Annotated in this window: 25 protein-coding genes; 12 read left to right on the top strand and 13 right to left on the bottom strand. The window is 69.6% G+C overall.

Annotated features, from left to right (window positions below; translation table 11 throughout):
- The first annotated feature begins 1 nt into the window (after nt 1).
- The 8 genes from ACG01O_RS06185 to ACG01O_RS06145 are packed head-to-tail and all read left to right on the top strand — an operon-like array spanning nt 2 to nt 9,739.
- Nucleotides 2–304 carry an STAS domain-containing protein gene (locus ACG01O_RS06185; protein ID WP_394382361.1) on the top strand — a complete coding sequence of 101 codons (303 nt, stop codon included), beginning with the start codon at nt 2–4 and terminating at the stop codon, nt 302–304.
- Nucleotides 301–2,523 (top strand): chemotaxis protein CheA, encoded by a 2,223-nt coding sequence (locus tag ACG01O_RS06180; protein ID WP_394382358.1) that lies wholly within the window; start codon nt 301–303, stop codon nt 2,521–2,523. Before ACG01O_RS06185 ends, ACG01O_RS06180 begins: the two co-directional genes overlap by 4 nt.
- Nucleotides 2,524–2,556: 33 nt before the next feature.
- Nucleotides 2,557–4,560, top strand: coding sequence for a methyl-accepting chemotaxis protein (locus tag ACG01O_RS06175; protein ID WP_394382355.1), 2,004 nt, complete (start codon nt 2,557–2,559; stop codon nt 4,558–4,560).
- Nucleotides 4,561–4,583: 23 nt separating this feature from the next.
- Nucleotides 4,584–6,782, top strand: coding sequence for a methyl-accepting chemotaxis protein (locus ACG01O_RS22295; RefSeq protein ID WP_419964627.1), 2,199 nt, complete (start codon nt 4,584–4,586; stop codon nt 6,780–6,782).
- Between the two features lie 15 nt (nt 6,783–6,797).
- A complete protein-coding gene (locus tag ACG01O_RS06160) occupies nt 6,798–7,304 on the top strand; it encodes a chemotaxis protein CheW (RefSeq protein ID WP_394382352.1) in 507 nt (168 codons plus the stop codon).
- 10 nt (nt 7,305–7,314) lie between these two features.
- Nucleotides 7,315–8,127: a CheR family methyltransferase gene (locus tag ACG01O_RS06155; protein ID WP_394382350.1), complete on the top strand. Its 813-nt coding sequence runs from the start codon at nt 7,315–7,317 to the stop codon at nt 8,125–8,127.
- A gap of 5 nt (nt 8,128–8,132) precedes the next feature.
- The gene (locus ACG01O_RS06150) at nt 8,133–8,639 is read left to right on the top strand and encodes a chemotaxis protein CheD (RefSeq protein WP_394382348.1); all 507 of its coding nucleotides are present in this window, start codon (nt 8,133–8,135) and stop codon (nt 8,637–8,639) included.
- Entirely contained in the window at nt 8,636–9,739 is a 1,104-nt protein-coding gene (locus ACG01O_RS06145; protein WP_394382346.1) for a protein-glutamate methylesterase/protein-glutamine glutaminase, read from the top strand. Before ACG01O_RS06150 ends, ACG01O_RS06145 begins: the two co-directional genes overlap by 4 nt.
- Nucleotides 9,740–9,751: 12 nt before the next feature.
- On the opposite strand, the gene map is transcribed toward ACG01O_RS06145, so the two are convergent.
- Genes map through ACG01O_RS06115 form a run of 6 tightly spaced genes read right to left on the bottom strand, consistent with a single transcriptional unit; the run spans nt 9,752 to nt 16,061 of the window.
- On the bottom strand, nt 9,752–10,546 hold the full coding sequence (gene map, locus ACG01O_RS06140) for a type I methionyl aminopeptidase (protein WP_394382343.1): 795 nt from the start codon (nt 10,544–10,546) through the stop codon (nt 9,752–9,754).
- A complete protein-coding gene (locus ACG01O_RS06135; RefSeq protein ID WP_394382340.1) occupies nt 10,543–10,791 on the bottom strand; it encodes a ParD-like family protein in 249 nt (82 codons plus the stop codon). Before ACG01O_RS06135 ends, map begins: the two co-directional genes overlap by 4 nt.
- Before the next feature lie 36 nt (nt 10,792–10,827).
- Complete coding sequence (locus ACG01O_RS06130; RefSeq protein ID WP_394382338.1) at nt 10,828–11,271, bottom strand: acyl-CoA thioesterase; 444 nt, start codon at nt 11,269–11,271, stop codon at nt 10,828–10,830.
- Complete coding sequence (locus tag ACG01O_RS06125; RefSeq protein WP_394382335.1) at nt 11,264–14,080, bottom strand: ATP-binding protein; 2,817 nt, start codon at nt 14,078–14,080, stop codon at nt 11,264–11,266. Before ACG01O_RS06125 ends, ACG01O_RS06130 begins: the two co-directional genes overlap by 8 nt.
- Nucleotides 14,080–14,763 (bottom strand): hypothetical protein, encoded by a 684-nt coding sequence (locus ACG01O_RS06120; RefSeq protein ID WP_394382332.1) that lies wholly within the window; start codon nt 14,761–14,763, stop codon nt 14,080–14,082. Before ACG01O_RS06120 ends, ACG01O_RS06125 begins: the two co-directional genes overlap by 1 nt.
- Nucleotides 14,760–16,061, bottom strand: coding sequence for a hypothetical protein (locus ACG01O_RS06115; RefSeq protein ID WP_394382329.1), 1,302 nt, complete (start codon nt 16,059–16,061; stop codon nt 14,760–14,762). Before ACG01O_RS06115 ends, ACG01O_RS06120 begins: the two co-directional genes overlap by 4 nt.
- A gap of 99 nt (nt 16,062–16,160) precedes the next feature.
- Here ACG01O_RS06115 and ACG01O_RS06110 point away from each other — a divergent pair, with 99 nt between their 5' ends.
- Entirely contained in the window at nt 16,161–16,955 is a 795-nt protein-coding gene (locus ACG01O_RS06110) for a DODA-type extradiol aromatic ring-opening family dioxygenase (RefSeq protein ID WP_394382327.1), read from the top strand.
- Nucleotides 16,956–17,003: 48 nt separating this feature from the next.
- Complete coding sequence (locus tag ACG01O_RS06105; RefSeq protein ID WP_394382324.1) at nt 17,004–17,666, top strand: hypothetical protein; 663 nt, start codon at nt 17,004–17,006, stop codon at nt 17,664–17,666.
- A gap of 29 nt (nt 17,667–17,695) precedes the next feature.
- On the opposite strand, the gene ACG01O_RS06100 is transcribed toward ACG01O_RS06105, so the two are convergent.
- From ACG01O_RS06100 to ACG01O_RS06085, 4 genes are all read right to left on the bottom strand, one after another.
- Nucleotides 17,696–18,310 (bottom strand): DUF1294 domain-containing protein, encoded by a 615-nt coding sequence (locus ACG01O_RS06100; RefSeq protein ID WP_394382323.1) that lies wholly within the window; start codon nt 18,308–18,310, stop codon nt 17,696–17,698.
- Nucleotides 18,307–18,819, bottom strand: a complete 513-nt coding sequence (locus tag ACG01O_RS06095) for a GNAT family N-acetyltransferase (protein ID WP_394382321.1) — start codon at nt 18,817–18,819, stop codon at nt 18,307–18,309. Before ACG01O_RS06095 ends, ACG01O_RS06100 begins: the two co-directional genes overlap by 4 nt.
- 34 nt (nt 18,820–18,853) lie before the next feature.
- A complete protein-coding gene (locus ACG01O_RS06090; protein WP_394382319.1) occupies nt 18,854–20,554 on the bottom strand; it encodes a DEAD/DEAH box helicase in 1,701 nt (566 codons plus the stop codon).
- A 377-nt stretch (nt 20,555–20,931) separates the two neighbouring features.
- Nucleotides 20,932–21,759, bottom strand: coding sequence for a helix-turn-helix transcriptional regulator (locus ACG01O_RS06085; RefSeq protein ID WP_394382318.1), 828 nt, complete (start codon nt 21,757–21,759; stop codon nt 20,932–20,934).
- A gap of 104 nt (nt 21,760–21,863) precedes the next feature.
- Here ACG01O_RS06085 and ACG01O_RS06080 point away from each other — a divergent pair, with 104 nt between their 5' ends.
- Complete coding sequence (locus ACG01O_RS06080; protein WP_394382316.1) at nt 21,864–22,751, top strand: SDR family oxidoreductase; 888 nt, start codon at nt 21,864–21,866, stop codon at nt 22,749–22,751.
- On the opposite strand, the gene ACG01O_RS06075 is transcribed toward ACG01O_RS06080, so the two are convergent.
- Genes ACG01O_RS06075 through orn form a run of 3 tightly spaced genes read right to left on the bottom strand, consistent with a single transcriptional unit; the run spans nt 22,736 to nt 25,511 of the window.
- Nucleotides 22,736–24,505: a bifunctional chorismate-binding protein/class IV aminotransferase gene (locus ACG01O_RS06075; RefSeq protein ID WP_394382314.1), complete on the bottom strand. Its 1,770-nt coding sequence runs from the start codon at nt 24,503–24,505 to the stop codon at nt 22,736–22,738. The two genes, ACG01O_RS06080 and ACG01O_RS06075, sit on opposite strands and share 16 nt — an antisense overlap.
- Before the next feature lie 11 nt (nt 24,506–24,516).
- Entirely contained in the window at nt 24,517–24,954 is a 438-nt protein-coding gene (locus ACG01O_RS06070; protein WP_394382311.1) for a hypothetical protein, read from the bottom strand.
- Nucleotides 24,951–25,511 carry an oligoribonuclease gene (orn, locus tag ACG01O_RS06065; protein ID WP_394382308.1) on the bottom strand — a complete coding sequence of 187 codons (561 nt, stop codon included), beginning with the start codon at nt 25,509–25,511 and terminating at the stop codon, nt 24,951–24,953. Before orn ends, ACG01O_RS06070 begins: the two co-directional genes overlap by 4 nt.
- A gap of 50 nt (nt 25,512–25,561) precedes the next feature.
- On the opposite strand from orn, the gene ACG01O_RS06060 reads away from it, so the two are divergent.
- Nucleotides 25,562–26,836, top strand: a complete 1,275-nt coding sequence (locus ACG01O_RS06060; protein WP_394382306.1) for a M48 family metallopeptidase — start codon at nt 25,562–25,564, stop codon at nt 26,834–26,836.
- The last annotated feature ends 32 nt before the right edge of the window (nt 26,837–26,868 follow it).

The following is a 26,868-nucleotide window of genomic DNA, read 5'->3' as shown; positions in this document are numbered from 1 at the left end:
CATGAACGCGCTGAGCCTGCCCGCGGAACTCACCATTTACACGGTGGCGGAACTGCACCCGCAATGGCTGAACTGGGCCGCAGCCCAGGCCGAGCCTGAAGCGGCCGTGGACGCCCATGCCGTGCAAGACGTGGACGGCGCCGGCCTGCAATTGCTGCTGGCCCTGCACCGGCAACTCGGCACCCAAGGCCGCACGCTGCGGCTGCAGGCACCCAGCCCCAGCCTGAGCGATGCCTGCACCGCGCTGGGCTTGGGCGCCTGGCTGGCGGACATCACCTCCCCCAGCGCCACGGAGGCCGCATGAGCCACGACGCCGACTTCATTGCCGAAGCCCTGCCCGCCTTCCTCAGCGAGGCGCGCGAGCAGATCGAAAACCTGGAAGCCCTGCTGCTGCAGCTGGAAGACCAGCCCGGCGACACCGAGCTGCTGAACGCCCTCTTCCGCTGCGCGCACACCGTCAAGGGCTCCGCCGGTGTGTTCGGGCTGGACGCGGTGGTGGCGTTCACCCACCACGTCGAAACCCTGCTGCAGCGCTTGCGGGAGGGTCAGGTGGAACTGACGCCCGCGCTGAGCACGCTGCTGCTGCGCTGCAACGACCAGGTGCGGGTGCTGGTGGATGAAGCCGGAGGCGCCGCGGAAGACGCGCAAGGTGCGGCCCTGCGCGAGGCGCTGGTGGCCGAGCTGCAGACCGCCGCCGGTGTGGCCGCCCCGAGCGCCCCCAGCGGCTCCACGGCCGCCGCGGCGGACGAACCCGCCCGGCCGCGCCGCCTGTGGCACGTGTCGGTCGCGTTCGGGCCGGAGGTGTTCCGCAACGGCATGGACCCCCTGGCCGTGCTGAACTACGTGCGCGGCCTGGGCGACGTGGTGCACATCGTGTGCGATGCGGCCGGCGTGCCCACGCTGGAAGCGTTGCACCCGGAGAGCTGCCACCTCAGCTTCGTGTTCAGCCTGGACACCGAGGCCAGCCGCGAGCAGATCGAAGACGCCTTCAGCTTCGTGCGCGAGGACTGCCAGCTGCACGTCATCAACCCCGGCGCCTCGCCCGCGCAGTTCGCCGACCTGATCGACGCGATGCCCGACAACCCGCGCCTGGGTGAAATCCTGGTGGCCGCCGGCGCCATCAGCCAGGCCCAGTTGCAACAAGGCCTGCGCAGCCAGCAAGCCGCCGCGGCGCAAGGCGTGCCCGCGCTGCTGGGCGAGCTGCTGACCGAACAGACCGGCCTGGCCCCGCAGGTGGTGGACGCCGCCCTGCGCAAGCAACGCCAGCGCGCCGAACCCGGTGCCACCGGCGCGGCCCCGGGGGCGGCTGGCCCGGCGGAAGACCAGCGCTTCATCCGCGTGCAGGCCAACCGGCTGGACGCCGTGATCAACCTGCTCGGTGAGCTGGTGATTGCCGGCGCCGGGGCCGCCCTGCTGGCCCGTGAGACCCAGCAACGCCAGCTGATGGAAGCCAATGAGCAGATCAGCCGGCTGATCGAGGAGATCCGCAACGGCACGCTGCAGCTGCGCATGGTGCCGATCGGCGAAACCTTTTCACGGTTTCGCCGCGTGGTGCGCGACACGGCGGCCGAACTCGGCAAAGACGTGCAGCTGGACATCGTGGGCGGTGAGACCGAGCTGGACAAGAGCGTGGTCGAGCGCATCGCCGACCCGCTGATGCACCTGGTGCGCAACGCGCTGGATCACGGCCTGGAGCGCGCCGCCGACCGCGAGGCCGCCGGCAAGCCCGGCCAGGGGCGGCTGACGCTCTCGGCCCGGCACGAGGCGGGCAGCGTGGTCATCTGCATCACCGACGACGGCCGTGGCATCCAGCGCCGCAAGGTGTTGGAGCGCGCCTGGGCCCGCGGCCTGGTGGAGCCCGGCGTGGTGCCGGACGACGCAGCCATCCTGCGGCTGATCTTCGAGCCCGGTTTCTCCACTGCCGAGCAAGTCACCAACCTCAGCGGCCGCGGCGTGGGCATGGACGTGGTGCGCAGCAACATCGAAGCCCTGCGCGGCACCGTGCTGCTGACCAGCACCGAGGGCGAAGGCGCCACCATCGAGATTCGCCTGCCGCTGACGCTGGCCATCATCGACGGCTTCCTGGTGGCTGTGGGCAGCTCCAAGTTCATCCTGCCGCTGGACGCGGTGGTGGAAGTGATCGAAGGCCGGGCGGGCGACGCCTGCCTGGACGACCGCGGCCGCGGCGTGGTGGAGCTGCGCCAGCAAGTGCTGCCCGTGGTGAGCCTGCGCACGCTCTACGCCATCGAAGGCAACGCCGCGCCGCGCGGCAGCATCGTGGTGCTGAAGTCCGGCCACACCCGCTTCGGGGTGCTGGTGGACACGCTGATGGGCCAGCACCAGACCGTCATCAAGCCGCTGGGCCGGCTGTTCCGCAGCCTGCGCGGCATGTCGGGCTCCTCCATCCTCGGCAACGGCGAGGTGGCGCTGATCTTCGACGTGCCGGCCCTGGCGCATCTGGCGGCCGAGCCGCCCCAATCCCGGGCCACGCCGGAATTGCCTGTCGAACGCAGTCTCAGCTGACTGCCCCACAGACCGCCTCCAAGGATTCGCGCCATGACCACCCCCTCCTGGATCACCCGACTGCTGGCCGGCAAGGCCCTCCAAGCCGCTGAAGACGGACGCCGCGCTGCCGAAGCCGCGCTGGCCGATGCCGAGAGTCGCCTCAAGGCGGCGCAGGCCGAACTTCAAGTTCGCACGGACATCATGAACGTCACCAGCATCGTGTCGGAGGCCGACAAGAAGGGCGACATCCTGAGCATCAACGAGAAGTTTCTGGAGGTCTCGAAGTACAGCCGCGAGGAACTCATCGGCCACGGCCACAACACCACGCGGCACCCCGACATGTCCAAGGAGGTGTTCAAGCAGATGTGGTCCACCATCGGGCGGGGCGAGATCTTTCGCGGCATGGTGAAGAACCGCGCCAAAGACGGCACGCCCTACTACGTGGACGCCGTCATCGCGCCCATCCTGGGCGACAACGGCAAGCCCATGAAGTACCTGGGTGTGCGCTACGACATCACCGAACAGGAGATCGAGCGGCAAAACGCCCGAGGCATCCTCGCGGCCATCAACCAGAGCTACGCGTACATCGAGTTCGACCTCACCGGCCACGTGCTGCACGCGAACGAGAACTTCCTGAAGACGCTGGGCTACACCCTGGACGAAATCAAGGGGCGCCACCACCGCATGTTCTGCGACACGCAGCTGTCCGCCAGCACGGCCTACGCCAAGTTCTGGCACGACCTGAACGCCGGCCTGCCGCAAAACGACGTGTTCCGCCGGCTGGGCAAGTCGGGCCAGGAGGTGTGGATTCAGGCCGTGTACGCCCCGGTGAAGGACGAAATGGGGCGCGTGGTGAAGGTGGTCAAGATCGCCACCGACGTGACCGCCCAGGTCAGCGCCAACCGCATGCTGACCGACGCCGTCGTGCAGGCCGAGCAGGTCACCAGTGCCGCACGCACGGGCGATTTGTCGCAGCGCATCCCGATGGAGGGCAAAACCGGCCCCATCGCCACGCTGTGCGAGGGCGTGAACGGGCTGATGGAAACCACGGCCGTGATCTTTGAAGACGTGGGCCGCGTGTTCGCCGGGTTGGCGGCGGGTGACCTGTCGCAACGCATCACGCGGGAGTACACCGGCGTGTTCGCGCAGCTGCGCGACGACGCCAACAGCACGGGCGACAAGCTCACCAACATCATCGACGAGGTTCGCAGCGCGGCAGATGCCCTCACCGGCGCGGCCAACCAGGTCAGCGCCACCGCGCAAAGCCTCTCACAGGCCGCTGCCGAGCAGGCCGCCTCGGTGGAGCAGACCACCGCGTCCATCGACATGATCTCGGCCAGCATCAGCCAGAACAGCGACAACGCCAAGGTCACCGATGGCATGGCCAGCAAGGCCAGCAAGGAGGCGGCGGACGGCGGTGTGGCGGTCACGCAGACCGTGACGGCCATGAAGAAGATCGCGCAAAAAATCAGCATCGTCGACGACATCGCCTACCAAACCAACCTGCTGGCGCTGAACGCCGCCATCGAGGCGGCGCGAGCCGGCGAGCACGGCAAGGGCTTTGCGGTGGTTGCAGCCGAGGTGCGCAAGCTGGCCGAACGCAGCCAGGAAGCCGCCAAGGAAATTGGCGACCTGGCCGGCAACAGCGTCAGCACCGCCGAGCGCGCCGGGAAGCTGCTGGACGAGATCGTGCCCAGCATCCAGAAGACCAGCGAGCTGGTGCAGGAAATTGCAGCGGCCTCGCAAGAGCAAAGCCAACAGGTGGGCCAGATCGGCGGCGCCATGGGGCAGCTCAGCAAGGCCACCCAGCAAAACGCCAGCGCCTCGGAAGAGCTGGCCGCCACGTCCGAAGAGCTGTCGGGCCAGGCCGGGCAGCTGCAGCAGTCCATGGCCTTCTTCGTGAGCGCTTCGCGCACCGAGGCGGCCTACACGCATGAACGGCGCGCCGCCAACTCGCCGCCGCGCGCCGCCCGCCCCGTTCCCAACGCGCTCACGCCACTGCCCGGCGCGGCCCGCCCGCTGGCCACCGGCACCGGCAACTTCCGCCCCTTCTGATTTCTCACCCCGAGGCACACACCATGAACTCCGATTCCACCCCCTGGCTGACCCGTTGGATTGCCGGCACGCGAATCGACGCGGCCGATCAGGCCCGCGCCTTGGCCGAGCAGTCGCTCAAGAACGCTGAGCAAACCTGCGACGCGCTGCGCACCGAACGCGAAGAGCTGCACGCCCGCCTCAAGTCGGTGGAGGCCGAGCTGAAGGTGCGCACCGACATCATGAACCTCACCAGCATCGTGTCGGAGGCGGACAAGAAGGGCGACATCCTGACCGTGAACGACAAGTTCCTGCAGGTGTCGAAGTACCCGAAGGGCGAGTTGATTGGCCACGGCCACAACACCACCCGGCACCCCGACATGCCCAAGGAGGTGTTCAAGCAGATGTGGGCGACCATCGGGCGCGGGGACATCTTCCGCGGCATGGTGAAGAACCGCGCCAAGGACGGCACGCCCTACTACGTGGACGCGGTCATCGCCCCGATCCTGGGCGACAACGGCAAGCCCATGAAGTACCTCGGCGTGCGCTACGACATCACCGAGCAGGAGCTGGAGCGCCAAAACTCGCGCGGCATCCTCGCGGCCATCGACCGCAGCTACGCCTACATCGAGTTCGACCTGGACGGCCAGGTGCTGACCGCCAACGACAACTTCCTGACGGTGATGGGCTACGCCCTGGACGAGGTGAAGGGCCGCCACCACCGCATGTTCTGCGACGCGGTGCTGGCCGCCAGCCCGGCGTACGCGCAGTTCTGGCGCGACCTCAGCGCCGGCAAGCCGCAAAACGACGTCTTCCACCGCATCAACAAGGCGGGTGGCGACGTGTGGATCCAGGCCGTGTACGCCCCGGTCAAGGACGAAATGGGCAGGGTGGTGAAGGTGGTCAAGATCGCCACCGACGTGACCGCCCAAGTGCGCGCCGCGCGCATGCTCGACGAAGCGGTGGCCCAGGCCCAGCAGGTCACCACCGCCGCCCGCAACGGCGACCTGACGCAACGCATCCCGATGGAGGGCAAGACCGGCCCGGTGGCCGTGCTGTGCGAGAGCACCAACGCACTCATCGAAACCACCTCGGTCATCTTCAACGACGTGGGCCGCGTGTTCGCCGCCCTCGCCGTGGGCGACCTGTCGCAGCGCATCGATGAAACCTACGCCGGGGTGTTCGGCCGCCTCAAGGACGACGCGAACGCCACCTCCGAAAAGCTCTCGGCCGTGATGGACGACGTGGTGCGCGTGTTCAGCAGCATGGCCGCTGGCGACCTCACCCAGCGCATGACGGCCGAGGTGCAAGGCGTGTTCGACCAGGTCAAGAACGACGCCAACAGCACCTGCGAGAAGCTGGCCACGGTCATGGACGAGGTGCGCAGCGCGGCCGACGCGCTGAGCGGCGCCGCAGGCCAGGTCAGCGCCACGGCGCAGAGCCTGTCGCAGGCCGCGAGCGAGCAAGCCTCGTCGGTGGAGCAGACGACGGCGTCCATCGACATGATGTCGGCCAGCATCAGCCAGAACAGCGACAACGCCAAGGTCACCGACGGCATGGCCACCAAGGCCAGCAAGGAGGCGGCAGATGGCGGCGTGGCCGTGACGCAGACCGTCGCTGCCATGAAGAAGATCGCGCAAAAGATCAGCATCGTCGACGACATCGCCTACCAAACCAACCTGCTGGCCCTGAACGCCGCCATCGAAGCCGCGCGAGCCGGCGAGCACGGCAAGGGCTTCGCGGTGGTGGCGGCGGAGGTGCGCAAGCTGGCCGAACGCAGCCAGGAGGCCGCCAAGGAAATTGGCGACCTGGCCGGCAACAGCGTCAGCACCGCCGAGCGCGCCGGCAAGCTGCTGGACGAGATCGTGCCCAGCATCCAGAAGACCAGCGAGTTGGTGCAGGAGATTGCGGCGGCCTCGCAGGAGCAGAGCCAGTCGGTCACGCAGATCGGCGGTGCGATGGGGCAACTCAGCAAGGCCACCCAGCAAAACGCCAGCGCCTCGGAAGAACTGGCCGCCACCTCCGAAGAGCTGTCGGGCCAGGCCGAGCAACTGCAGCAATCGGTGGCCTTCTTCAACACCCGGGGCGATGCCGCCGCCAGCAGCGCCGGCCGCTTCGACGCCCAGCCCTTCGTGGAACGCCGCGCGCCGAACTCGCCCATGCGTGGCAACCCGCCGGCCCGGTCGGGCACGCAGCCACGGCTGCAGGCCACCGGCACGCACGGCAACTTCCGCCCGTTCTGAGCCCGCGAGGTCGTCATGAGCAGCGCCCCTGATCCTCTCGACATGCCCCGGCAGTTCCTGAGCTTCGCACTCGGGCAGGAGTCGTTCGGCCTGGACATCCGCACCGTGCGGGAAATCATCCAGCACGGCGCCATGACCACCGTGCCGCTGATGCCCGACTTCGTGCGCGGCGTCATCAACCTGCGCGGCGCCGTGGTGCCGGTCATCGACCTGAAGGCCCGCTTCGGCCGGGGCATGGCCACCGTGGGCAAGAAGACCTGCATCGTGATCGTGGATTCGGTACGCGACGGCGAGCGCACCGAGCTGGGCCTGATGGTGGACGCCGTCAGCGAAGTCATCACGCTGGAGCCGGGCCAGGTCGAACCGCCCCCCACCTTCGGCGGCAGCACCCGGCGCGACTTCATCGCCGGCATGGGCCGCTGCGCCGACCGCTTCCTCGTGCTGCTGGACCCCGACCGCGCACTGGACATCGCCGAAATGGCCAGCCTGTGCGAAGCCAGCCAGCTCGCCCTGGCCGCCTGAAGCCCCGACCATGGCCACCATCCCGCTCTCCGACCGCAGCTTCAGCCGCATAGCCCGGCTGATGCACAGCAGCGTGGGGCTGTCCTTCACGCCGCAGAAGAAGTCACTGGTGCACGCCCGGCTGTGGGGCCGCGTGCAGCGCCTGGGTTTGGGCACGTTTGAAGACTACGTGCGCCTGATCGAGAGCCACGACGACGGGGGCGAGTTCCAGATGGCGGTGGACCTGCTCACCACCAACGAGACCTATTTCTTCCGCGAGCGGGCGCACTTCGACCTCCTGCAGGCCGAGTTGCAACGCACCCGCCCTCAGCGCCTGGCCGTGTGGAGCGCCGCGTCGTCGTTCGGCGACGAGGCCTACAGCGTGGCCATGATGCTGGCTGACCTGGAAATGATGGGCACCGTGGGCCCCGATTGGTCGGTACTGGCCACCGACATCAGCGAACGGGTGCTGCAAAGCGCGGTGCAGGGCATCTACCCGGCCGACCGGCTGCGCGAGGTGTCGGCCCAGCAACTCAAGCGCCACTGCCTCAAGGGCGAAGAAGAAAGCGCCGGGCTGGTGCAGGTGCGCGAGACGCTGCGCGAGCGGGTGCGCTTCGGGCAGCTGAACCTGTGCCAACCGATCGAAACCATCGGCCCGTTCGACGTGATCTTCCTGCGCAACGTGCTGCTGTATTTCGATGCCAAGACCAAATCGGCCGTGGTGGATCGGGTGCTGATGCAGCTCCGTCCGGGCGGACTGTTCTTCCTGGGCACGGCCGAGGGACGGGTGCCTTGCCGCACCCCGCTCAAGGCCCTGGCGCCCGGCGCCTTCCGCAAGGAATGACTGCCATGCAACCTCTCACCGTCACCTTGCACCCTGGCGACGTGGCCTGCGTGGGCCGGGGTGACCGCATGGAGACCCTGCTGGGCTCCTGTGTCGCCATCCTGCTGACCGACCCGCGCCGCACCGTGGGCGCCATGTGCCACGTGGTGCATGCCGGCGCCCCGAACGGCGCCCCAGCCCGCGAAACCGCCTACGGCGACGTGGCGCTGGCCACCATGGGCCAGTACCTGCGCGAACGCGGCATCGACCCCCACCAATGCCTGGCCTGGGTGTACGGCGGCGGCAACATGTTTCCGGGCCAGATTGGCGACACCGCCGCCGAGGGCAACGTGGGTGCCGCCAACTTCGAATGGGCGCTCGGCGCGCTGCACCGCGCCGGCATTCGCGTGCTGGGCGTGGCCCTGGGGGGCCATGCCTACCGCAAGCTGCGCTGGACGGTGGGCCCCGACGCGCCCGAGGTGGAGACCGTGCTGATGGCCCGCCCGCCCCTGCCCCAAGTGAGCACGCCATGATCAAAGTGTTCGTCATCGACGACTCGGCCGTGGTGCGCCAAACGATGGCCGCCTTGTTGCAAGGCGATCCGGAGATCGAGACGGTGGGCAGCGCGCCGAACCCGCTGATCGCCGCGCCGCTGATTCGCAAGAACCGCCCAGACGTCTTGCTGCTGGACATCGAGATGCCGGGCATGGATGGCCTGACCTTCCTGCGCCAGCAGATGGCGGAAAGCCCCATCCCCACGGTCATTTGCTCCTCGCTCAGCACCGAGGGCAGCCGCGTGGCGCTGGACGCCCTGGCCGCCGGCGCGGTGGCCGTGGTGGCCAAGCCGCGCCTGGGCTTGCGTCAGTTCCTGGAAGACTCCCGGCGCGAGCTGATCACCACGCTGAAAACCGCCGCGCGCTCCAAGCCCCGGCTCAGCCGCCCGCCCAGCGGCGCGGGCGCGATGGCAAGCGCAAGTGCCGGTGCAGGTGTGGGTGCGTCCACCCAGGCGCGGATGCCGTCCGCCCGTCAGACCTCGGTCGCCGGGCTGCATGCGCTGTCGGTCAACAAGCCCATCGTCATCGGCAGCTCCACCGGCGGCACGCAGGCGATCGAGCAGATCCTGCGCGCGCTGCCGGCAGACGCTCCAGGCATCGCCATCGTGCAACACATGCCCGAGCGCTTCACCGCGATGTACGCCCAGCGCCTGGACGGCCTGTGTGCCATGCAGGTGCGCGAGGCCCGCGACGGCGACCGCCTGGAGCGTGGCGTGGTGCTGATTGCCCCCGGCGGCAAGCACATGAAGCTGCGCAAAAGCGCCGGCCAGTACTACGCCGTGGTGCTGGACGGCCCGCCGGTGAACCGCCACAAGCCCTCGGTGGACGTGCTGTTCCGCAGCCTGGCCGAGGCCACCAACGGCGATGCGCTGGCGCTGATGCTCACCGGCATGGGCGACGACGGCGCCCGCGGCATGAAGCAACTCCACGACCTGGGCGTGCGCACCGTGGCGCAAGACGAAGCCAGCTGTGTGGTGTTCGGCATGCCCATGGAGGCCATCAAGCTCGGCGCGGTGGACGATGTGTTGCCGCTGGAGTTGATGGCCGACGCCATCACCCGGTTCGACGCCCGGGGCTGAGCAGGACGCGGCTCAGTCGGCGATGGCGGGGTACTCGCCCAGGCCGTCCGGCCAGGGGGTCAGGATCTCGAAGCCGTCCTTCGTGACCGCCACCATGTGCTCCCACTGAGCCGACAGCGACCGGTCCTTGGTGACAACCGTCCAGCCGTCGTTCAACTCACGGATGGCCGCGCCCCCGGCGTTGATCATGGGCTCGATCGTGAAGATCATGCCCTCCTGCAGCTTCAAGCCCTCGCCCGGGCGGCCGAAGTGGTTCACGTGCGGCTCGTCGTGATAGACGTCGCCAATGCCGTGGCCGCCGTACTCGCGCACCACGCTGAAGCCCGCCGCGTGGGCGACCTTCTGAATCGCATGGCCCACATCGCCCAGCGTCGCGCCCGGCCGCACCTGGCGGATGCCGGCGCGCAGCGCCTCGTAGGTGGTCATCACCAGCCGCCGCGCCAGCACGTTGGTCTCGCCCACGATGAACATGCGGCTGCTGTCGCCGAACCAGCCGTCCTTGGTCAGCGTGACGTCCACGTTGACGATGTCGCCCTTCTTGAGCGTTTTGTCCTTGCTGGGAATGCCGTGGCACACCACGTGGTTGGGCGAGATACAGGCCGTCTTCGGAAAGCCGTGGTAGCCCACGTTGGACGGGATGCACTTGAGCGTGTCGACGATGTAGTCGTGGCAGATGCGGTCCAGCTCTTCGGTGGTGACACCCGGCACCACATATGGCTTGAGCATGGCCAGCACCTCGGCGATGAGGTGCCCCGCGGTGCGGGCCTTGGCGATCTCGTCAGGCGTGCGCAGCTTCAGGCTCTTCATGCGCGGGCTCCTTTGGCTTTGCTGGGCTGAGACCAGCCGGCCAGGCGCTCCAGGTCCAGGCCGCCCTCCTGCTCGGCGCGGATCAGCAACTGGCACAGCTCGCTGTGGTTCAGTTGCGGGTGCAACTCGGCCAGCAGGCCGATGCGCATCCAGTGCTCGGCCTGGGCGTTGATGGAACGCGAGAGGGCCTGGCTGGCAACGCGCAGGCTCTCGTGCAACGGATCGGAGATTTTGACGATTCCCATGCCCGCAGTTTATACGATTCGTATACGAAACGTATATCAGACCGTTTTGGGCACCACCGCAGCGTCGTAGATGGACACAAACTCCGCCGGCATGCGCTTGGGCCGCCCGGAGCTGATCTCGATGCACACCAGCGCCCAGCGCCCACGCAGCAAGGTGGCGCCGTCACTGGCCCGGCGCAGTTGAAAGCGGCGCTCCATCGTGAGCTTGCCGTCGCTGGCGGTCAGCCAGGTGCCCAGCACGAGGGCCTCGCCCGCGAACGACGGCAGCAGGTAGTCGTAGTGCCCCTCACGGATGGCCATGGCCCGGTCCAGCCGCCGGTAGTCCGCCAGGCTCAGGCCCAGCGCCTCGGAGTGCGCCCAGCCGGCCTGCTCGCACCACTGCACGTAGACGGCGTTGTTGGTGTGACCCAGGCCGTCGATGTGCTCCGGCGACGGCGACAACGCCAGCGTGAACGGCCCGGGCCAATCCCAGTCAGTCATAGGCCGAAACTTCCGGCCGGCGCGCCAGCACCGCAATCGGCGGCGCCCAACGCTCGCCGCGCGGCTTCTTGCTCGTCACCAGCGTGATCTCGCTGGGCTCGAACACCTCCACGTTGTGCGTGATCGGGGTGGTGAGCAGGTATTGCGCCCGCGTGCTGCGCAAGAAGTGGCCCACCAGCTGGATGTTGCGCACGTCCAGGTGGGCGAACGGCTCGTCAATGAACACGAAGCCGCCCGGCGTCTCGTCGTCCTTCATCAGACCCACCAGCAGGATCAGGCTCTTGAGCACCTGCTGGCCGCCCGAGGCCTCGCCGTCGTTCAGGCCCACCTCGCCCTTGCCGTCGAAGTTGAACTTGACCTGCAGGCCGGCCTGGGCGAGCACGGTGTCGTCGTTGTCCAGGTGCGGCAGGATGGCTTCCGCCGTGGTGCCGGCCAGTTCGCCCAGCTCGGCCACGTTCTTCTTGTAGCGGCGCACCGTGGCGCGCAACACGTCGATGTAGCGCTCGCGGGCGTTGAACGCGGCGATGCGGGCCAGCTCGTTGCTGGCGCGGCGGTCGCTGAGCTGGGTGTCCTGCTCGTTCACTTGCGCGGCCATGCGGGCGTGGCGCTCCACCACGCTGGCGTCCACCTCCCAGTGGCCGGTCTCCAGCTCCTGGTCCACATGGTGGGCGCGGATCTCGGCCTGGCGCGCGTTCTCGAACTCTTCGCGCAGCGCAGCCAGCGCCGCCGGCACCACCCATGCGGCCGGGAACCGGGCCTTCTGCTCCCGGCTCTCGCGCGAGGCCTTGCGCAGCGCCTCGCGCCGGGCTTCGTGCTCGCGCAGGCGGCCCGCGGCCGAGCCTTCGCCGTCCTTCAGCGCGATCTGCGCACCCTCGTAGGCCTGCTCGCTGCGGGTGGACTCGCGCACCACGCGCTCGTGCTCGCCGTCGAGCTGGCTCATGCGGGTGGACGCTTCCGCGCGCGCCTGGCGCAGCACCGGCAAGCGGCTGCGCGCTTCAGCGAACTCATCGGCGCGCTCGCTCAACTCCTGCGCGGCCTTGTGGCCCACGGCCGCGCGCTGCACGTCCTTGAACTGGCGCTCCACCTCGGCCTGCGCCTTGGCGATGCGGCTGAGTTCGCCGTCCCAGCGGGACAACTCGGCCTCCAGTGCTCCGCGGCGGGAGTCCACGGCGGAGGCACCGAACTGGTGGTCGCGTGGCTCCACAAACACGCTGCGGCCGCCTCGGCCGTCGCGGTAGTAGGCGTCGGCGGTGATCCACTCACCGCCCACCTTGGCGCCCTCTTCCGTCGACGTCACGCAGCGGATGCCCGCCAGCTGGCGCGCCAGCCAGGCCGGCAGCGGCGCCGTCACGTTCAGCGCCGCCAGCAACGTGCCGGCGGGTGCCTGCGTGATGGGCGCGGTGTCCGACACCACGTAGTGCCGGTAGCGCTGCCTGGCCGCGATGTCGAAGGCGCGGCCTTCGTCGCTGCGGTGCTTGAGCACCACCACCCAGCGCGAGGGACGCAGCAGGCCTTCGGCCGCGGCGCGCCAAGTCTCGTCGGCGATGTCGATGGAATCGGCCACCAGGTAGTGGGCGATGCCCGCGTCGTCCAGCGCACGCTTCATGGGCGCCACTTCGGGCGGCGGCGGCGGCAGTCGCTTGCCGCTGAGTTCGCCCAGTGCGGCTTGGGCCTTGGCCGCCTTGTCGCTGGCGCGGGTGTAGTCGGCCCGCAGGCGGTCGCGCTCGGCGGCCAGTTCCTGCAACTTGACGGTCAGCGCGGCCGCATCGGCCTCCACATCGGCCAACGCCTTCAGTTCGTCCTCGCGCTTGACCAGCGCCTCGGCCGGGCGCTCGGCCTCGCGGGCCGCGTCAAACGCAGCCCGGGCCTCACGGCGTTCGCCGTCCAGCGCCTTCAGGCGTGCCTTGGCCGCTTCCTGCGCCGTGAACAGGCCGTGCAGGGCCGCGCGCTTGTCGCTCAGCGCCTTCACGTCGCCCGACGCGAACAGCCGCTGGCGGTGCAGCTCGCGCGCATCGCGGGCGATGCGCTCACGCGCCTCGCTCCAGCGCAGCACGGGCAGCACCTCGGTGGCCAGGCGCTCGCGCTCCTGCACCTTCAGCTGGTATTGCCGGTGGCTGTTGACGCGGTTGGCCAGGTCGCTGAGCTGGGCTTGGGTGTGGGCCAGCTCGGCAGCCGCCTGCTCCACTTCCTTGCCCAGGTGCTGCTGGTGGCTGCGGGCCTGCTCGTAGCGGTCCAGCACTTCCTGGTCCCCGAACACCTCGAACACCAGGCGCAGCAGCTCCTTCGGACTCAACTCGCAGAGCCGGTCGGTCTGGCCCTGCTCCAGCGCCAGCACGCGGCCGATGGCGCGGGTCAAGCCGGCCGCTTCCAGGCGCTTCTTCCAGGCCTCGATGCCCAGCCAGTCGCGGTCGCCCTTTTCGGCCAGCTGCTCGATCTCGTGCACACCATCGAGGATGACGTAGCGGCGCACCCAGTCGCCACCGTGGCGCTCGATGCGGCAGGCCAGCGTCACCTGGTCGGCATACAGCAGCGAACTGGCGAAGGGCCGGCTGCTGTTTTGGCGCGAGCGCGGCCGGTTGTCCACCAGCGCGCGCAACCAGGCCGTCTCGGCGTTGGCGTGGCGGGCGTAGGTTTTGTACGTGCGGCCGCCCGAGCACTCCAGCCCCAGCAGCGTGCGCATCGCGTCCAGCAGCGTGGTTTTGCCCGAGCCGTTGGGCCCGGCGATGGTGATGATGGCGCCGTCCAGCGGCAGCGTCACGCGCTGGCAGTAGTCCCAGTGCAGCAGTTCAAGCGATTGCAGGTGGAACATCAGTCGTCAATGTCTTGTTGTTCGGCCTCGCCCAGGCGCGGCAGCGGGTGGCCCGCACGGGCGAGCACGTCGCCCAGCGCGCCATCCAGGATGCGCGGCGCCAGCAGGTCGTAGTCGATCAGCAGGTCCAGCAGCGGGCCTTCGGCAATGTCTTCACCGCGGCGGGTGATGAAGCCGTGGCGCTCCAGCAGCTTGAGGTTGGTGTCCAGGCGGAGCTTTTTGCCAAGCTGGTCGCCAAAGTCGGCCAGCAGGCTGCGGTAGCTGATCAGCGGCGCCACGCTGGCGGCCTGCGGCATGGGCTTGTCGGTGGCGAACATCTCGCCCTGGCCGGCGTGGATGGCATCACTGCGCGCCACCTGCCGCTGGCGCTTGGGCAACACGATCAAGCTCCACAGCACCACCAGCAACGCCACGCCGTCGCGCGGGATGTCGAGGTTGTTGTTGGCGGCCAGGCCTGATTCCCCGAACACCGCGCTTTCGGCCGGGCGCATCAGCGCCACGGCGATGTGGTCGGCGTGCACGTTGTCCACCAGCTGCAGGCCCACACCGGCCAGGCGGGCGCCCAACTGGTTCCACAGCTCGGTGTCGATCAGCGCACGCTTCACGAGGGGGTGGCTGCGCGGCAGCCAGCGGCGGGCCAGCAGTTGCGCGGCGAGTTGCTGAGAGTCGTCGAGTGGGCTCATGTCGCAGTTGAATCAGGGGTAAGGACGCCGCGGCTCATCCATTTGACGAACTCGTCGTCCACTTCGCCTTGCTCGGCGGACCAGCGCACGCTCCACGGCTGCCGGGCCATGTCGCCCGTGGCACCCTTGAGGTGGCGAGCCTGCGCGTCGCCCAGCAAGGGCAGCAGTTGGGCGCGGTAGGCCGCGCGGGCGTAGCTGCCGCCCAGCACGGCGGGGGCCAGGTCTTGCGGTTCCGTCGTGCCCGCGGCGGTCCAGGCATTGAGCAGCGCCTGCATTTGGCCCATTTCGGGCGGCAGTTGCAGCACCGCCAGCTCGCCCGGCGGCGCGGTCTGGCCCTGGGGCAGCACGGCAGCATCGGCGGGCTTGGGGCGGTCGCGCTCGAACTCGGCCTCGGCCGTGTCCACCAGGTCGCGCTGGGCCACCAGCACCGGGTGCACCGGCCGCTCCCAGGCGCCGTTCAGCAGCGCGGCCAGGTCGCCCTGGCTTTGCAGCCAGCGCCGCACATCGGTGGTGGTGATGCCGGTGGAGCCCAGCGTCACGCGCTGGCGGTCGGCCTGCTGGAGCGCGCGGTTGAACTGGCTGGCCATCGCCAGCAAGCGCGCCTGGGCCAAGCCCAACTCGCGGGCCAGCCGTTCCAGCCGCGCCTCGCCGGCCGATTCCGCCTGCGCAATGATGGCGCCCAGCGCCTCGCCAGCGCGGTCCACCAGCGTCAGCGCCTTCTCGAAACGGGTGCGGGCGCGGCGCAGCGCGAATTCGCTGCCGCTGGCAATGGCATCGGCAAATTCGTCATACAGGCGAGACAGCTGCGCCAGCAAGTGCTGCAACTGTGCCGGCTGCAAGGTGCCCAGCTGGTGCGCGCCGGCCACCCCGGCCAGCAACGAGGCCAGGTCGCCATCGGGCGCCTGCTCCTGCGTCAGCGGCTGCAGGATGCCCACCAGCTGCTGGGCCAGCGGCGTGACCGCGTAGGTCTGCGCGGTGGCGTCCCAGGCCAACAGGTCGGCCTCGCGCAGGCGCTTGAGCACGTTGTCGAGCGCCTCGTCGCGCAGCACGTGGAAGGCCTGGTTCAGCGCCTCGCGCGTCAGACGCGACTCGCGCAGGGCCATCAGCTCGAAGAACACCCACACACGCAGCTTCACCAGCGGCGCCGGGCCGCCGAACAGGGCACGCTGGGCGGACAGCAGAGCCTCTTGGTGCTCCAGCTGCCACCACAGCAGCGCCTCCTCGGGCACGCTGCCGTCGCGGAAGTAGTCCTCGACGCGCAAGATGTCGTCGGTGTCGGGGTGCGTGGGCTGGGACATGGGGCGCGGATTATCGTCGGCGCCATTCAGCCGGTTTGAGCGGTGCCGGCGGCTGGCTTGAACCCCGCCCCAGGGACAGCGCTCCACACTGGCGGCACCATGAAACAGCCCACCTACTTCCTCTCCCATGGCGGCGGCCCCTGGCCCTGGATGGATGGCGACTTCCGCCAGGCGCACGCCCAGCTGGAAGCGTCGTTGCAGGCCGTGCCCTCGGCCCTGCCTGAGGCGCCCCGGGCGATCTTGATGATCTCAGCCCACTGGGAAGCACCGGCCTTCACGGTGCAGACGGCCGCGCGCCCCGGCATGCTGTACGACTACAGCGGCTTTCCGCCCCACACCTACGAGGTTCAGTACCCCGCGCCCGGCGACCCGGCGCTGGCCGAACGCGTGGTGGCGCTGATCGAGGCGGCCGGCCTGCCGGCCGCGCGCGACGCCCAGCGCGGCTTTGACCACGGCGCCTTCTGCACGCTGGTGCCCATGTACCCGCAGGCCAACGTGCCGGTGGTGCAGCTGTCGCTGAAGCAGGGGCTGGACCCCGCCGAACACCTGGCCCTGGGCCGGGCGCTCGCGCCGCTGCGCGACGAAGGCGTGCTCATCCTGGGCAGCGGGTTCAGCTTCCACAACCTGGGCCTGATGTTCAACGGCCGCGGGCAGGCACCGTCGGTCGCGTTCGATGCCTGGCTTCAAAGCGCCCTGCTCTCGCCCGAAGGCCGGGCCGAGCGACTGCGGGCCTGGGCGCAAGCCCCCGCTGCACGCCAAGCCCACGCCCGGGAAGAACACCTGCTGCCGCTGATGGTGGCCGCCGGCGCCGCCGAGGGCGAGGCGGGCAGTTGCAACTATCACGAGACCGAGTACCTCGGTGGCATCACGGCGTCGAGTTTTCGCTTCGGCTGAGCGGTGCCGCACAGGCCCGTGCGCGGCCTGTCGCGCGACACTCGCGACATGATCGCCTCGCTCATCGACCACCTGGTGCACGCCCACCGCCACGCCACCCGCCTGAACGCCGACGACTGGACGCACGTGGTGCGCACCGAGGCTGACGCCTACGCCGTGCAGGAAGGTGTGGCCGCCGCGCTGGGCTGGCCGCGCACGCGGTGGAAGTCGGGCGGCGCGGCGGCGCAAGGCCCGTTCAGCCATTCGCCCGTGGCGCCGGCCTCAGGCACGGCCCTGATCGGGTTGGAGGTGGAGGTGGCCCTTCGCGTGGATGCGCAAGGTGAGCCGGAAGCGATGTGCGCCGCGGTGGAATGCATCGCCTCCCGCTGGGAGCAAGGGCTGGACGCCCCCGCCCTGCTGCGCATGGCCGACTTCCAGTCCAACGCCGGCTGGTGGCTCGGCCCCTGGCAGCCCTGGCAAGAGCTGGACTGGGGCACGCGGAACTGGTGCCTGGCCCTGGCGGGCCAACCTGAAATTCGCGGCTGCGGAGGCCATGCGCTGGCCAACCCGGCCGCCGTGCTGCCCGCCTGGCGGGCGCATGGGGCCAGCCTCGGACAGCCCATCCAGGCGGGCACGGTCGTCACCACGGGCGCATGGGCGGGCTTGCACCCGGTGTCGGGCAGCGCGCACGGCTCGCTGAACATCGAGGGGCTGGGCGAACTCCGCTTCTGACCGGTGCGGCCAGGCCTGGCCCGGCGCGCTCAGGCCGCGAGTTGCCAGGCTGCGTGCAGCAGCGGTGTCGTCAGCAGCACGAACGCCAGCACGTTCACGGCCGCCATGAGCCAGAACACGCGGCGAAACGCTGGCTTCACGGACTTGTGACGCAGCAGCTCCTGCGCCAGCAGTGCCCCCGGCCAGCCGCACAGCAGGGCCAGGCCGTGCAGGGTGTTCTCGGCCACGCGCCAATCGCCGCGCCGCGCCGCACGCTTGTCCAGCGCGTAGACGATGAAGGTGGCCAGGCTCATGGCCGTGTACGCACCCCACACGAAGTTCGGCACACCCCAAACCAGGCGAACCGCCAGCACAAGGGCGGCAAACGCCGGCACCCACAGCAGCACCCGGCTGCCGTCCCGCGCCCGGCGCGCGGGGGCGGGCACACGAGGGGCCACAGCGCGCACCTGTTGCGCGCGCAGCTTGCCCTGGGCATCGTGGGCCTCGACATAGCTGAGAAGTTCGCCCACCACGGGGCGCTGCGACCGCGGGCCGAAGGCCTGGACATGCACGAACAGCTTGGGGCGGCCCGGCGCATCGGGCGTGATGAAGCCGTAGCCCTTTGTGTCGTCCCACTGCGCGAGGCGGCCGGTGCGGCGCGTCATGCCGTCGCCCTTTCGGGCGGCTCGAGGGCCCGCACCAAATAGCAGGCCTGGCTGCCGAAACTCATCAGCGCGTCTGCGGCCGCAGCTGGCACCGGGTCGGCCGGCGTGAAGCCGTGGCGCCGCCAATACGGCACCGAGCCCTGCACGGCCACCAGCGCCAGCGTCGACAAGCCCTGCGCGTGCGCCGCCTGCGCTACCCGGGCCAGCAGCGCCCCGGCCAAGCCATGGGCCCGGGCCTCAGGCGCCACGGCGAGGTCGTGCAGGTACAGCTGCGCCGGCCGGGCGGCGGCATTGACCGTGGGGGCGTGCAGCCGCGGCACTTCGCCCGATGCCACCGGCAGGCTCACCGCGTAGGCCATCAGCTGCGCCCCCTGCTCGGCCACCCAACAGCAGGCCTGCCCGGCAGCGGCGGCCAGCTTGGCGGCAAACGCCTCGCGGGACTCCCAATAGGCAACGCCGTAGCAGCGCTGCTGAAGCGCTACCACGGCGTCGAGGTCAGCCGGCGTCATCGGGCGCAGTTGCACCCGAGACACCGCACTGCGATCAGCGACCGAAGCCACCCTTGCGCGGGCCACCCGGGCCGCGGCGGTCACCACCGAAGGACGGGCGATCGCCGCCGAAGCTCGGCTTGCCACCGCCATGGAACGGGCGGTCGCCGCGCGGCTGGAAGCCACGGTCGTCACGCGGTTGGAAACCCCGCTCCTCGCGCGGCGCGAAACCACGGTCTTCGCGCGGCTGGAAGCCACGGCCCTCACCTCGCGGAGCGAAACCACGATCCTCACGCGGGGCGAAACCACGGTCTTCACGCGGGGCAAAGCCGCGATCTTCACGAGGCTGGAAACCGCGCTCGTCGCGCTGCGGGCCACCGTGTTGGTCGAACGGGCGGTTCTCCCAGCGGCCGCCTTGGCCACCCTGGCCGCCGTGGCCGAAGGACTTGCCACCGCCGTGGAACGGACGACCGCCGTCGTCGCGACGGAAGCTCTTGTTGCCGAAGCCCGGGCGGCCGCCACCGAAGTGGCCACGGTCGCCACGGTCGAAGCCCTGGCCCGCCGGACGCGGCGGGAAGATGCGCGGCTCTTGCGTCTTGGGCTCCAGGCCAGCGATCTGGCTGACCGGGATGGTCTGCGTGGTGAACTGCTGGATGCGGCGGATCATGGACACGTCTTCACGCAGGCCCAGCGTGATGGCCAAGCCCTGACGGCCGGCGCGACCCGTGCGGCCGATGCGGTGCACGTAGTCCTCGGCCTTCATGGGCAGGCCGTAGTTGATGACGTGGCTGATGGTGGGCACGTCGATGCCGCGGGCGGCCACGTCGGTGGCCACCAGCACCTTCAGGTCACCGCGGCGCAGGCCCATCAGCACGCGGTTGCGCTTGCCTTGAGGCATGGCGCCGTGCAGCGGGGCCACGGCGTGGCCAATCTCGGCCAGGCGCTCGGCCAGCCAGTCGGCGTCACGCTGGGTGCTGGTGAACACCACGGCTTGGTCCAGCTCCGGCGCGGCCAGGATGGACTCCAGCAGCTGGTCCTTGTGGTGGGGGTTGTCGGCCCAGTGCAGGCGCTGCTCGATGTTTTCGTGGGTCTCGGTGTGCGAGGCCACTTCGATGCGCAGCGGGTCCTTCAGCAGCTGTTGCGCCAGGCGGCCCACGTGGCCGGCAAAGGTGGCGCTGAACATCACGGTCTGCTTGGTGTCCGGCGTGTGGCTGGTCACGACGTTGATGTCGTCGATGAAGCCCATGTCCAGCATGCGGTCGGCTTCGTCCAGCACCAGCATCTCGACGTTGCTCAGCACGCACTTGCCGCTGGCCAGGTGGTCCAGCAGGCGGCCGGGGGTGGCGATCAGGATGTCCAGCGGGCCGGTCAGCTGGCGGATCTGCAGCGGGTAAGGCATGCCGCCCAGCACGGTCGCGACCTTCAGGCCCGGGATGTGGCGGCCGTAGGTTTGCGCCGCCTTGGCCACCTGCATGGCCAGTTCACGCGTGGGGGCCAGCACCAACACGCGCGGGCCGTAGATCACGCCCTTTTCACGGCGCTTGGTGTTGTCGCCGCGGGCGGCGAGGATCTTTTCCAGCGCGGGGAGGATGAAAGCCGCGGTCTTGCCCGAGCCAGTGCGCGACGAGACCATCAGGTCCTTGTTCGCGATGGCGGCGGGAATGGCTTGCGCCTGCACGTCGGTGGCGTTTTCGTAGCCGGCGTCCTTGACGGCTTGCAACACGGCGGGGCTCAGGCCCAGGGTCTCGAAACTCATTCTTCGTTCTTTCGTTCAATCACGCCGGGGCGGCTGAAAACAGCCAACGCGCGGCGCCGAGGGGCATGAAAAAGCCCTCGGAATGCAACAAGTCGCTGGGAGATCAGATAGCTCGCGTCGTGCGGCTCGGGCAAATACTTCAGCCCGGGTGCGGCGCGGGGGAACAGTCAGTCAAAGCGACGGCTTCATCGCCGCCGACCGATCCGTGTTCGGAGTCCGATGCCCAGAGAACCTGGGGAGTCGAACGAGGTCAGAGGAGACGTGATTCACCGGGCAACCCGGCGAAGCCCACGACTGTAGCACAACTCAGGGTTTTCACCAAACGATTTGACATCTTGGCGCCATGAATGGCGGAGCACACGGCCCGCACGCGGCGATCAAGCGCCCAGCAGCTGCCGCACGCGCTCGGCATCGGCCGGCGTGGCCGGGTGGTACACGACCAAGGTCAGGTCGGGTCGCCCCTCCACCACCAAGCCGGTGTACTCCAGCGCCAGCGGGCCGACCACCGGGTGCTGGATCTGCTTGGCCACCTCGCCGTAATTGCCACGCACCTCCAACTCGGCCCACATGGCGGCGAACTCGCTGCTGACGGCGCTGAGTTCCGCCACCAAGGCCTGCACCTCACCGGTGGCACCAGCCCGTGCCGCGTCGGCCCGGAAAGCCGCCACCACGAAGCGCGCGTCTTGCGCCCAGTTGGGCATGCGGCTGCGCGCAGCCGGGTTGGCAAACAGATGCCGAAGGATGTTGCGGCGCGCCGGCGGCAACGCGGCATAGTCGTTCAGCACCATGGCACAGGCGCGGTTCCAGGCCAGCACGTCCCAGGTGGCGGTGCGGATCAGGGCCGGGCACTGCGTCAGCGCATCCAGCACCCGCTGCAGCCGCGGCGGCACCGCGGCCGGCGGCTGAAAGCGCACCTGCGGCGGCCGGTTCTGCGCCAGCAGGAACAGGTGTTCACGCTCGACCGCGCTCAGCTGCAAGGCAGCGGCCAAACGCTCCAGCACCTCGGTGGAGGGCGCGCCGCCCCGCCCCTGCTCCAGCCAGGTGTACCAAGTCGCACTGACGTGCGCACGCTGCGCCACCTCCTCCCGCCGCAGCCCGGGCGTGCGACGGCGCGCCAGCGGCAAGCCCAGGGCCGCCGGGTCCAGGCGCGACCGGCGCTCCTTCAGGTAGCGGCCCAGCAGGTTGGCGTCTTCAACAACGGACATCGTGATCCTGGTAGTGGCAATACCGGTATGCGCTCACGGCTTCACGCACGCGGCCTGGCTCGCGACAGTGGCGCCACTTTCAACGTTTCGCAAGGACTGTTTCCATGCATGTGTTCGTGACGGGCGCGACCGGTTTCATCGGCTCGGCCATTGTGCAAGAACTGCTTTCCCACGGTCACCAAGTGACCGGTCTGGCCCGCTCAGACGCCGCCGCGCAGGCCCTGACCGACGCGGGTGCTGCCGCGCACCGCGGCAGCATCGACGACCTGGACAGCCTGCGCCGCGGGGCGGCCGAGGCCGACGCGGTCATCCACACCGCGTTCAACCACGACTTCACCCGATTCGCCGCCAGCTGCGAGGACGACCGCCACATCGTCACCGCGTTGGGCGACGCCCTGGCTGGCAGCCCGCGCCGGTTGGTCGTCACCTCCGGCACGGCACTGGTGGCCGGTGGCTCGATGGCGCAAGAAACGGCCGCAGCGTCGCCCCACCACCCGCGGTCAGCGTCCGAGCAGGCCGTGGCGGCGCTGGTGGAGCGGGGTGTGAACGCCTGCGTGGTGCGGCTGGCGCCTTCGGTGCACGGCCCGGGTGACCGGGGCTTCGTGCCGCTGCTGATCGACCTGGCGCGCCGCACCGGCGTGTCGGCTTGCGTCGGTGACGGCCTCAACCGCTGGCCGGCCGTGCACCGCTTGGATGCGGCCGAGCTGTTCCGCCGCGCGGCCGAACACGGCCGCACCGGGGTGAGCTACCACGGCGCCGCAGAGTCCGGCGTCGCGTTTGTCGACATCGCCAGGGCCATCGGCCGCCATCTGGGCTTGCCTGTGCGCCACCTGACGGGTGACGAAGCCGCCGCCCACTTCGGCTGGTTCCAGCATTTCGCGGCCCTGGACAACCCCACGCAAAGCGACTGGACGCAGCAGGAACTGCAGTGGCGCCCGCGCCGCGCGACGTTGCTGGCGGACCTGGACTCGGCTGGCTACTTCAGCCGCTGAGCCGGCAGCCAGCCGCGCAGGCTGTTGAAGAACGCCAGCCCTTCGGCGCGGTCCAGATCCGCCCGCTGCAGCGGCGCTTCGCGCAGCCGACCTTGGGCCAGCAACTCGGCCCGCAGCACGCCGGGCAGCAGTCCGGCGGCCAAAGGCGGCGTCCACCAAACGCCGTCCAGCTGAACCGCCAGGTTGCCGAAGCTGCATTCGGTCAACTCGCCGGCCTCGTTCCACAAGATGACGTCGAACGCATCCGCCGGCTTGTCGAACGCGTAGAGCTCACGGCGCGAGGTCTTGTGCGCCAGGAATTCGGCCGCCGCCCCGCGCGTGGCGATGGGCCGGTCGGCCAGCGCCAGCCGCACCGGCGTGGCGGTGGGCACGAAGGGCACGCAGGCATGGGCGAAGTGGCCGTCGGCATCGCAGGTCATGCGCACCCGCCAGGCCCCCTCGGGCTGCGCGGCGGCCAGCGCCGCGAGGTAAGCCCGCGCCTCCGCGATGGAAAACCGCAGACCGAAGTGGCGCGCGGTGCGCTGCATGCGGGCCAGGTGCGCATCGCCCCGCTGCGGCACGCCGGCCTCCAGCCTCAGGGTCTCCACGGCCTCCACCGGTGCCTCCGCACGCGCCAGGAACCGGGCCTTGGCGCGCCATTCGGCAATTTCCGCGGCGGGGTCGCTGTCCAGCGTGATGGCGCTGCCCAGGCCACAGGTCAACGCGTAAGCGCTGATCTCCACTGTCCGGATCGGCACGTTGAACGTGGCCACGCCGCCCGGCTGGATCAGGCCCAGCGCGCCGCAGTACCAGCCCCGCGGCGAAGACTCCAACTCACGGATGACCTGCATCGCCCGCACCTTGGGCGCTCCCGTGACCGAACCGCAGGGAAACAGCGCCGCAAAGACGTCGGCCAACGACAGGCCCGCCCGGCTCACCGCCGTGACGGTGGACGTCATCTGCCAGACCGTGGGCAACGCGTGCAGCTCGAACAAACGGGGCACCCGCACCGTGCCCAGTTGCGCGACGCGGCTCAGGTCGTTGCGCAGCAGGTCCACGATCATCAGGTTCTCGGCCCGCTCTTTCTCGCTGGTGCGCAGGTGGGCCTGGGCGGCTTCGTCCTCCACGCGGTCCCGGCCGCGGGGCGTGGTGCCCTTCATCGGCTGCGTGGCCAGCAGCCAGCTTGCCCGCGCGCCGGGCACCGGCCGCCAGTCAAAAAACAGCTCAGGCGACACGCTGGCCACGCCCCCGCCGCCCTGCGCGTCTCGCAGGAACAGGCAGAAGCCGCCGGGCTGGCTGGCATGCAGGGCGAGGAAGATCTGCTCGGCGTCGGGCGCCGGGGTGGCCGCCCGGAACCGGGTGGTCAGGTTGACCTGGTAGCAGTCCCCGGCGCGGATGTAGTCGCGGATGCGCTCGATCGCGCTGGTTGCGTCGGGCTCACTGTCCTGCCAGTTCAACAGCCCGGTGTACGCGGCCAGGGTCTCGGGCCAGGGCTCGGGCGCGTGGTCGTAAACGGCGAACTCCGCCAGCGGACCGCGCACGGGGTGGGTGGCCAGCGTCGTGTCCAGCGCCGCAGCTGCTTCATAGCGCAGGCCGCCCAGCACCCAAGCGCCGGCGCGCGCCGCGGCCTCCGCCTGGTCAATGACCGCACGCACCTCGCCGGCCGAGCCGGCGCGCAGCCAGCGGCTGGGCGGTGTGTGCCAGACGCCCCGCAGACGCTCGCCGTCCTCGCGGGCCAGCGGGTGGCGCGGGAAGTCAAAGGCCGCGTGCAGCATCCGGCGCTCTGTCAGAAGGCGGTCAGCGCGGTGCTCGGTTCACAGGCGTCGTCGCGGCCCACATCCGGCCGCACACACACGGCGTAAGCCTCGCCCTTCAGCACGCGCTCCGCGTGGGCACCCACCGGCAGGCCGATCCATTCCACCTCCAGGTCCCAAGAGCCGGAGGGTGCCGCACCGCTCTTGCGGGCATCGATCACCCGAAAGCCGCAACGGCCGGTGTCAGATTTGAGGCAGAACAGGTTCAGCTTGCGGGTGGCCGAGGCGATGGCGTAAGAGCCTTCCCAGTCCCGCCGGCCGTCCACGCTGCGCACGATCTTGGTGGTGACGCGCTGGCCCGCACTGCTGGCTGCTGCTGCTGCGGGCGCCGAGGCCGCGCCGTCGTCGGCCCGGCCTGCGCTGGCGCACAGCGCCAACAGCGCCGCCATCAGCCGACGTGCGCCGGTCATGCCAAGTTCAGGAAGTTGCCGCGGTAGTGCATGAGTTCCTCGATGGACTCATGGATGTCCGCCAGGGCCGTGTGCTTCTGCGCCTTCTTGAAACCCTCCAGCGCTGACGGCTTCCAACGTTTGGCGAGCTCCTTCAGCGTGGACACATCCAGATTGCGATAGTGGAAAAAGTCTTCCAGCTCAGGCATGTAATTGGCAAGGAAGCGGCGGTCCTGGCAGATGCTGTTGCCGCACATCGGGCTCTTGCCCTTGGGCACGTACTTCTTGAGGAAGGCGATGGTTTGGGCCGCAGCTTCGGCTTCGGTGATGGTGGACGCCTTGACCCGGTCGATCAGGCCGCTTTTGCCGTGCGTGCCCTTGTTCCAGTTGTCCATGGCGTCCAGCGTCGCGTCGCTCTGGTGCACCGCAAACACCGGGCCTTCCACGCGGCGCTCGAGGTTGGCATCGGTCACCACCACGGCGATTTCGATGATGCGGTCCTTGTCCGGATACAGGCCGGTCATCTCCAGGTCGATCCAGATCAGGTTGTTTTCGCTCAGGGCAAGGGTGTCGGACATGATGGGCTCACAGGTAATGGCCAGAATTCTCGCAGCCTAAACTTCGGTGCATGTCCGCCACGCTGTTGTCCCTTGCGTTTGCCCTGGCTCTCGCTGCCTCCACCCTTGCCAAGTTTTGGCTGTCCTCGCGCCAAATCCGCCACGTGGCCGCCCATCGCGGGGCCGTGCCCGCGGCCTTCGAGGGCCACGTGACGCTGGCGGCCCACCAAAAGGCGGCCGACTACACCGTGGCACGCGCCCGCTTCGGGCTGCTGGCGCTGGCCTTCAACGCCGCGGTGCTGCTGGGCTGGACGCTGCTGGGCGGCCTGCATCACCTGAACACCGGCGTGCTGGCCTGGAGCGAAGCGCTGCCGGCTGGCTGGCAGCCGATGGGGTATCAGCTGGGTTTGATCGGCTGCTTCGTGCTGATTGGCTCGCTGCTGGACCTGCCGTGGGAGTGGTGGTCCACCTTCCGCATCGAGCAGGCCTTCGGGTTCAACCGCACCAACCTGCGGCTGTTCGTGGCCGACTTGTTCAAAGGCCTGCTGGTGGGGGCCGCACTCGGTCTGCCCATCGTGGCGTTGATCCTGTGGCTGATGGGCGCGGCCGGCCCGCGCTGGTGGCTGTGGGCCTGGGGCGCGTGGATGGGCTTCAACCTGCTCGTCATGGTGCTCTACCCCACGCTGATTGCGCCGCTGTTCAACAAGTTCGAGCCCCTGACCGACACCGCCCTGAAGGAGCGCGTGGAGCGCTTGATGGCCCGCTGCGGCTTTGCCGCCAAGGGCTTGTTCGTGATGGACGGCAGCCGCCGCTCGGCCCATGGCAACGCCTACTTCAGCGGCTTCGGCCCGGCCAAGCGGGTGGTGTTCTTCGACACCTTGCTCACCAAGCTCAACGGCGGCGAGGTGGAGGCCGTGCTGGCGCACGAGTTGGGCCACTTCAAACACCGCCACATCACCAAACGCATTGCGCTGATGTTCGCCATGAGCCTGGCCGGCTTCGCGCTGCTGGGCTGGTTGGCCCAGCAACCGGCCTTCTACCTCGGCCTGGGCGTGCAACCCAGCCTGGCGGCCCCGAATGACGCCCTGGCCTTGATGCTCTTCCTGCTGGTGGGCCCCAGCTTCGGGTTCTTCGTCACCCCGATCGCCAGCCATTTCTCGCGGCGCGACGAGTTCCAGGCCGACGCCTACGCCCGCGCCCAGGCCAGCGGCCCGGACCTCGCCTCGGCCCTGCTCAAGCTGCATGAAGACAACGCCGGCACGCTGACGCCGGACCCGGTCTACGCGCGCTTTTACTACTCGCACCCGCCGGCTGCCGAACGCCTGGCCGCGCTGGCGGCCGCCTGAACGCCCGCCCCGACTCCTCTTTTCGACCTGGC

The organism is Pelomonas baiyunensis (genome assembly GCF_043555935.1).
Classification (GTDB): domain Bacteria; phylum Pseudomonadota; class Gammaproteobacteria; order Burkholderiales; family Burkholderiaceae_C; genus Pelomonas; species Pelomonas baiyunensis.
Note: the sequence above shows the minus strand (reverse complement) of the source record. Positions and strands in the feature narration are given on the sequence as shown.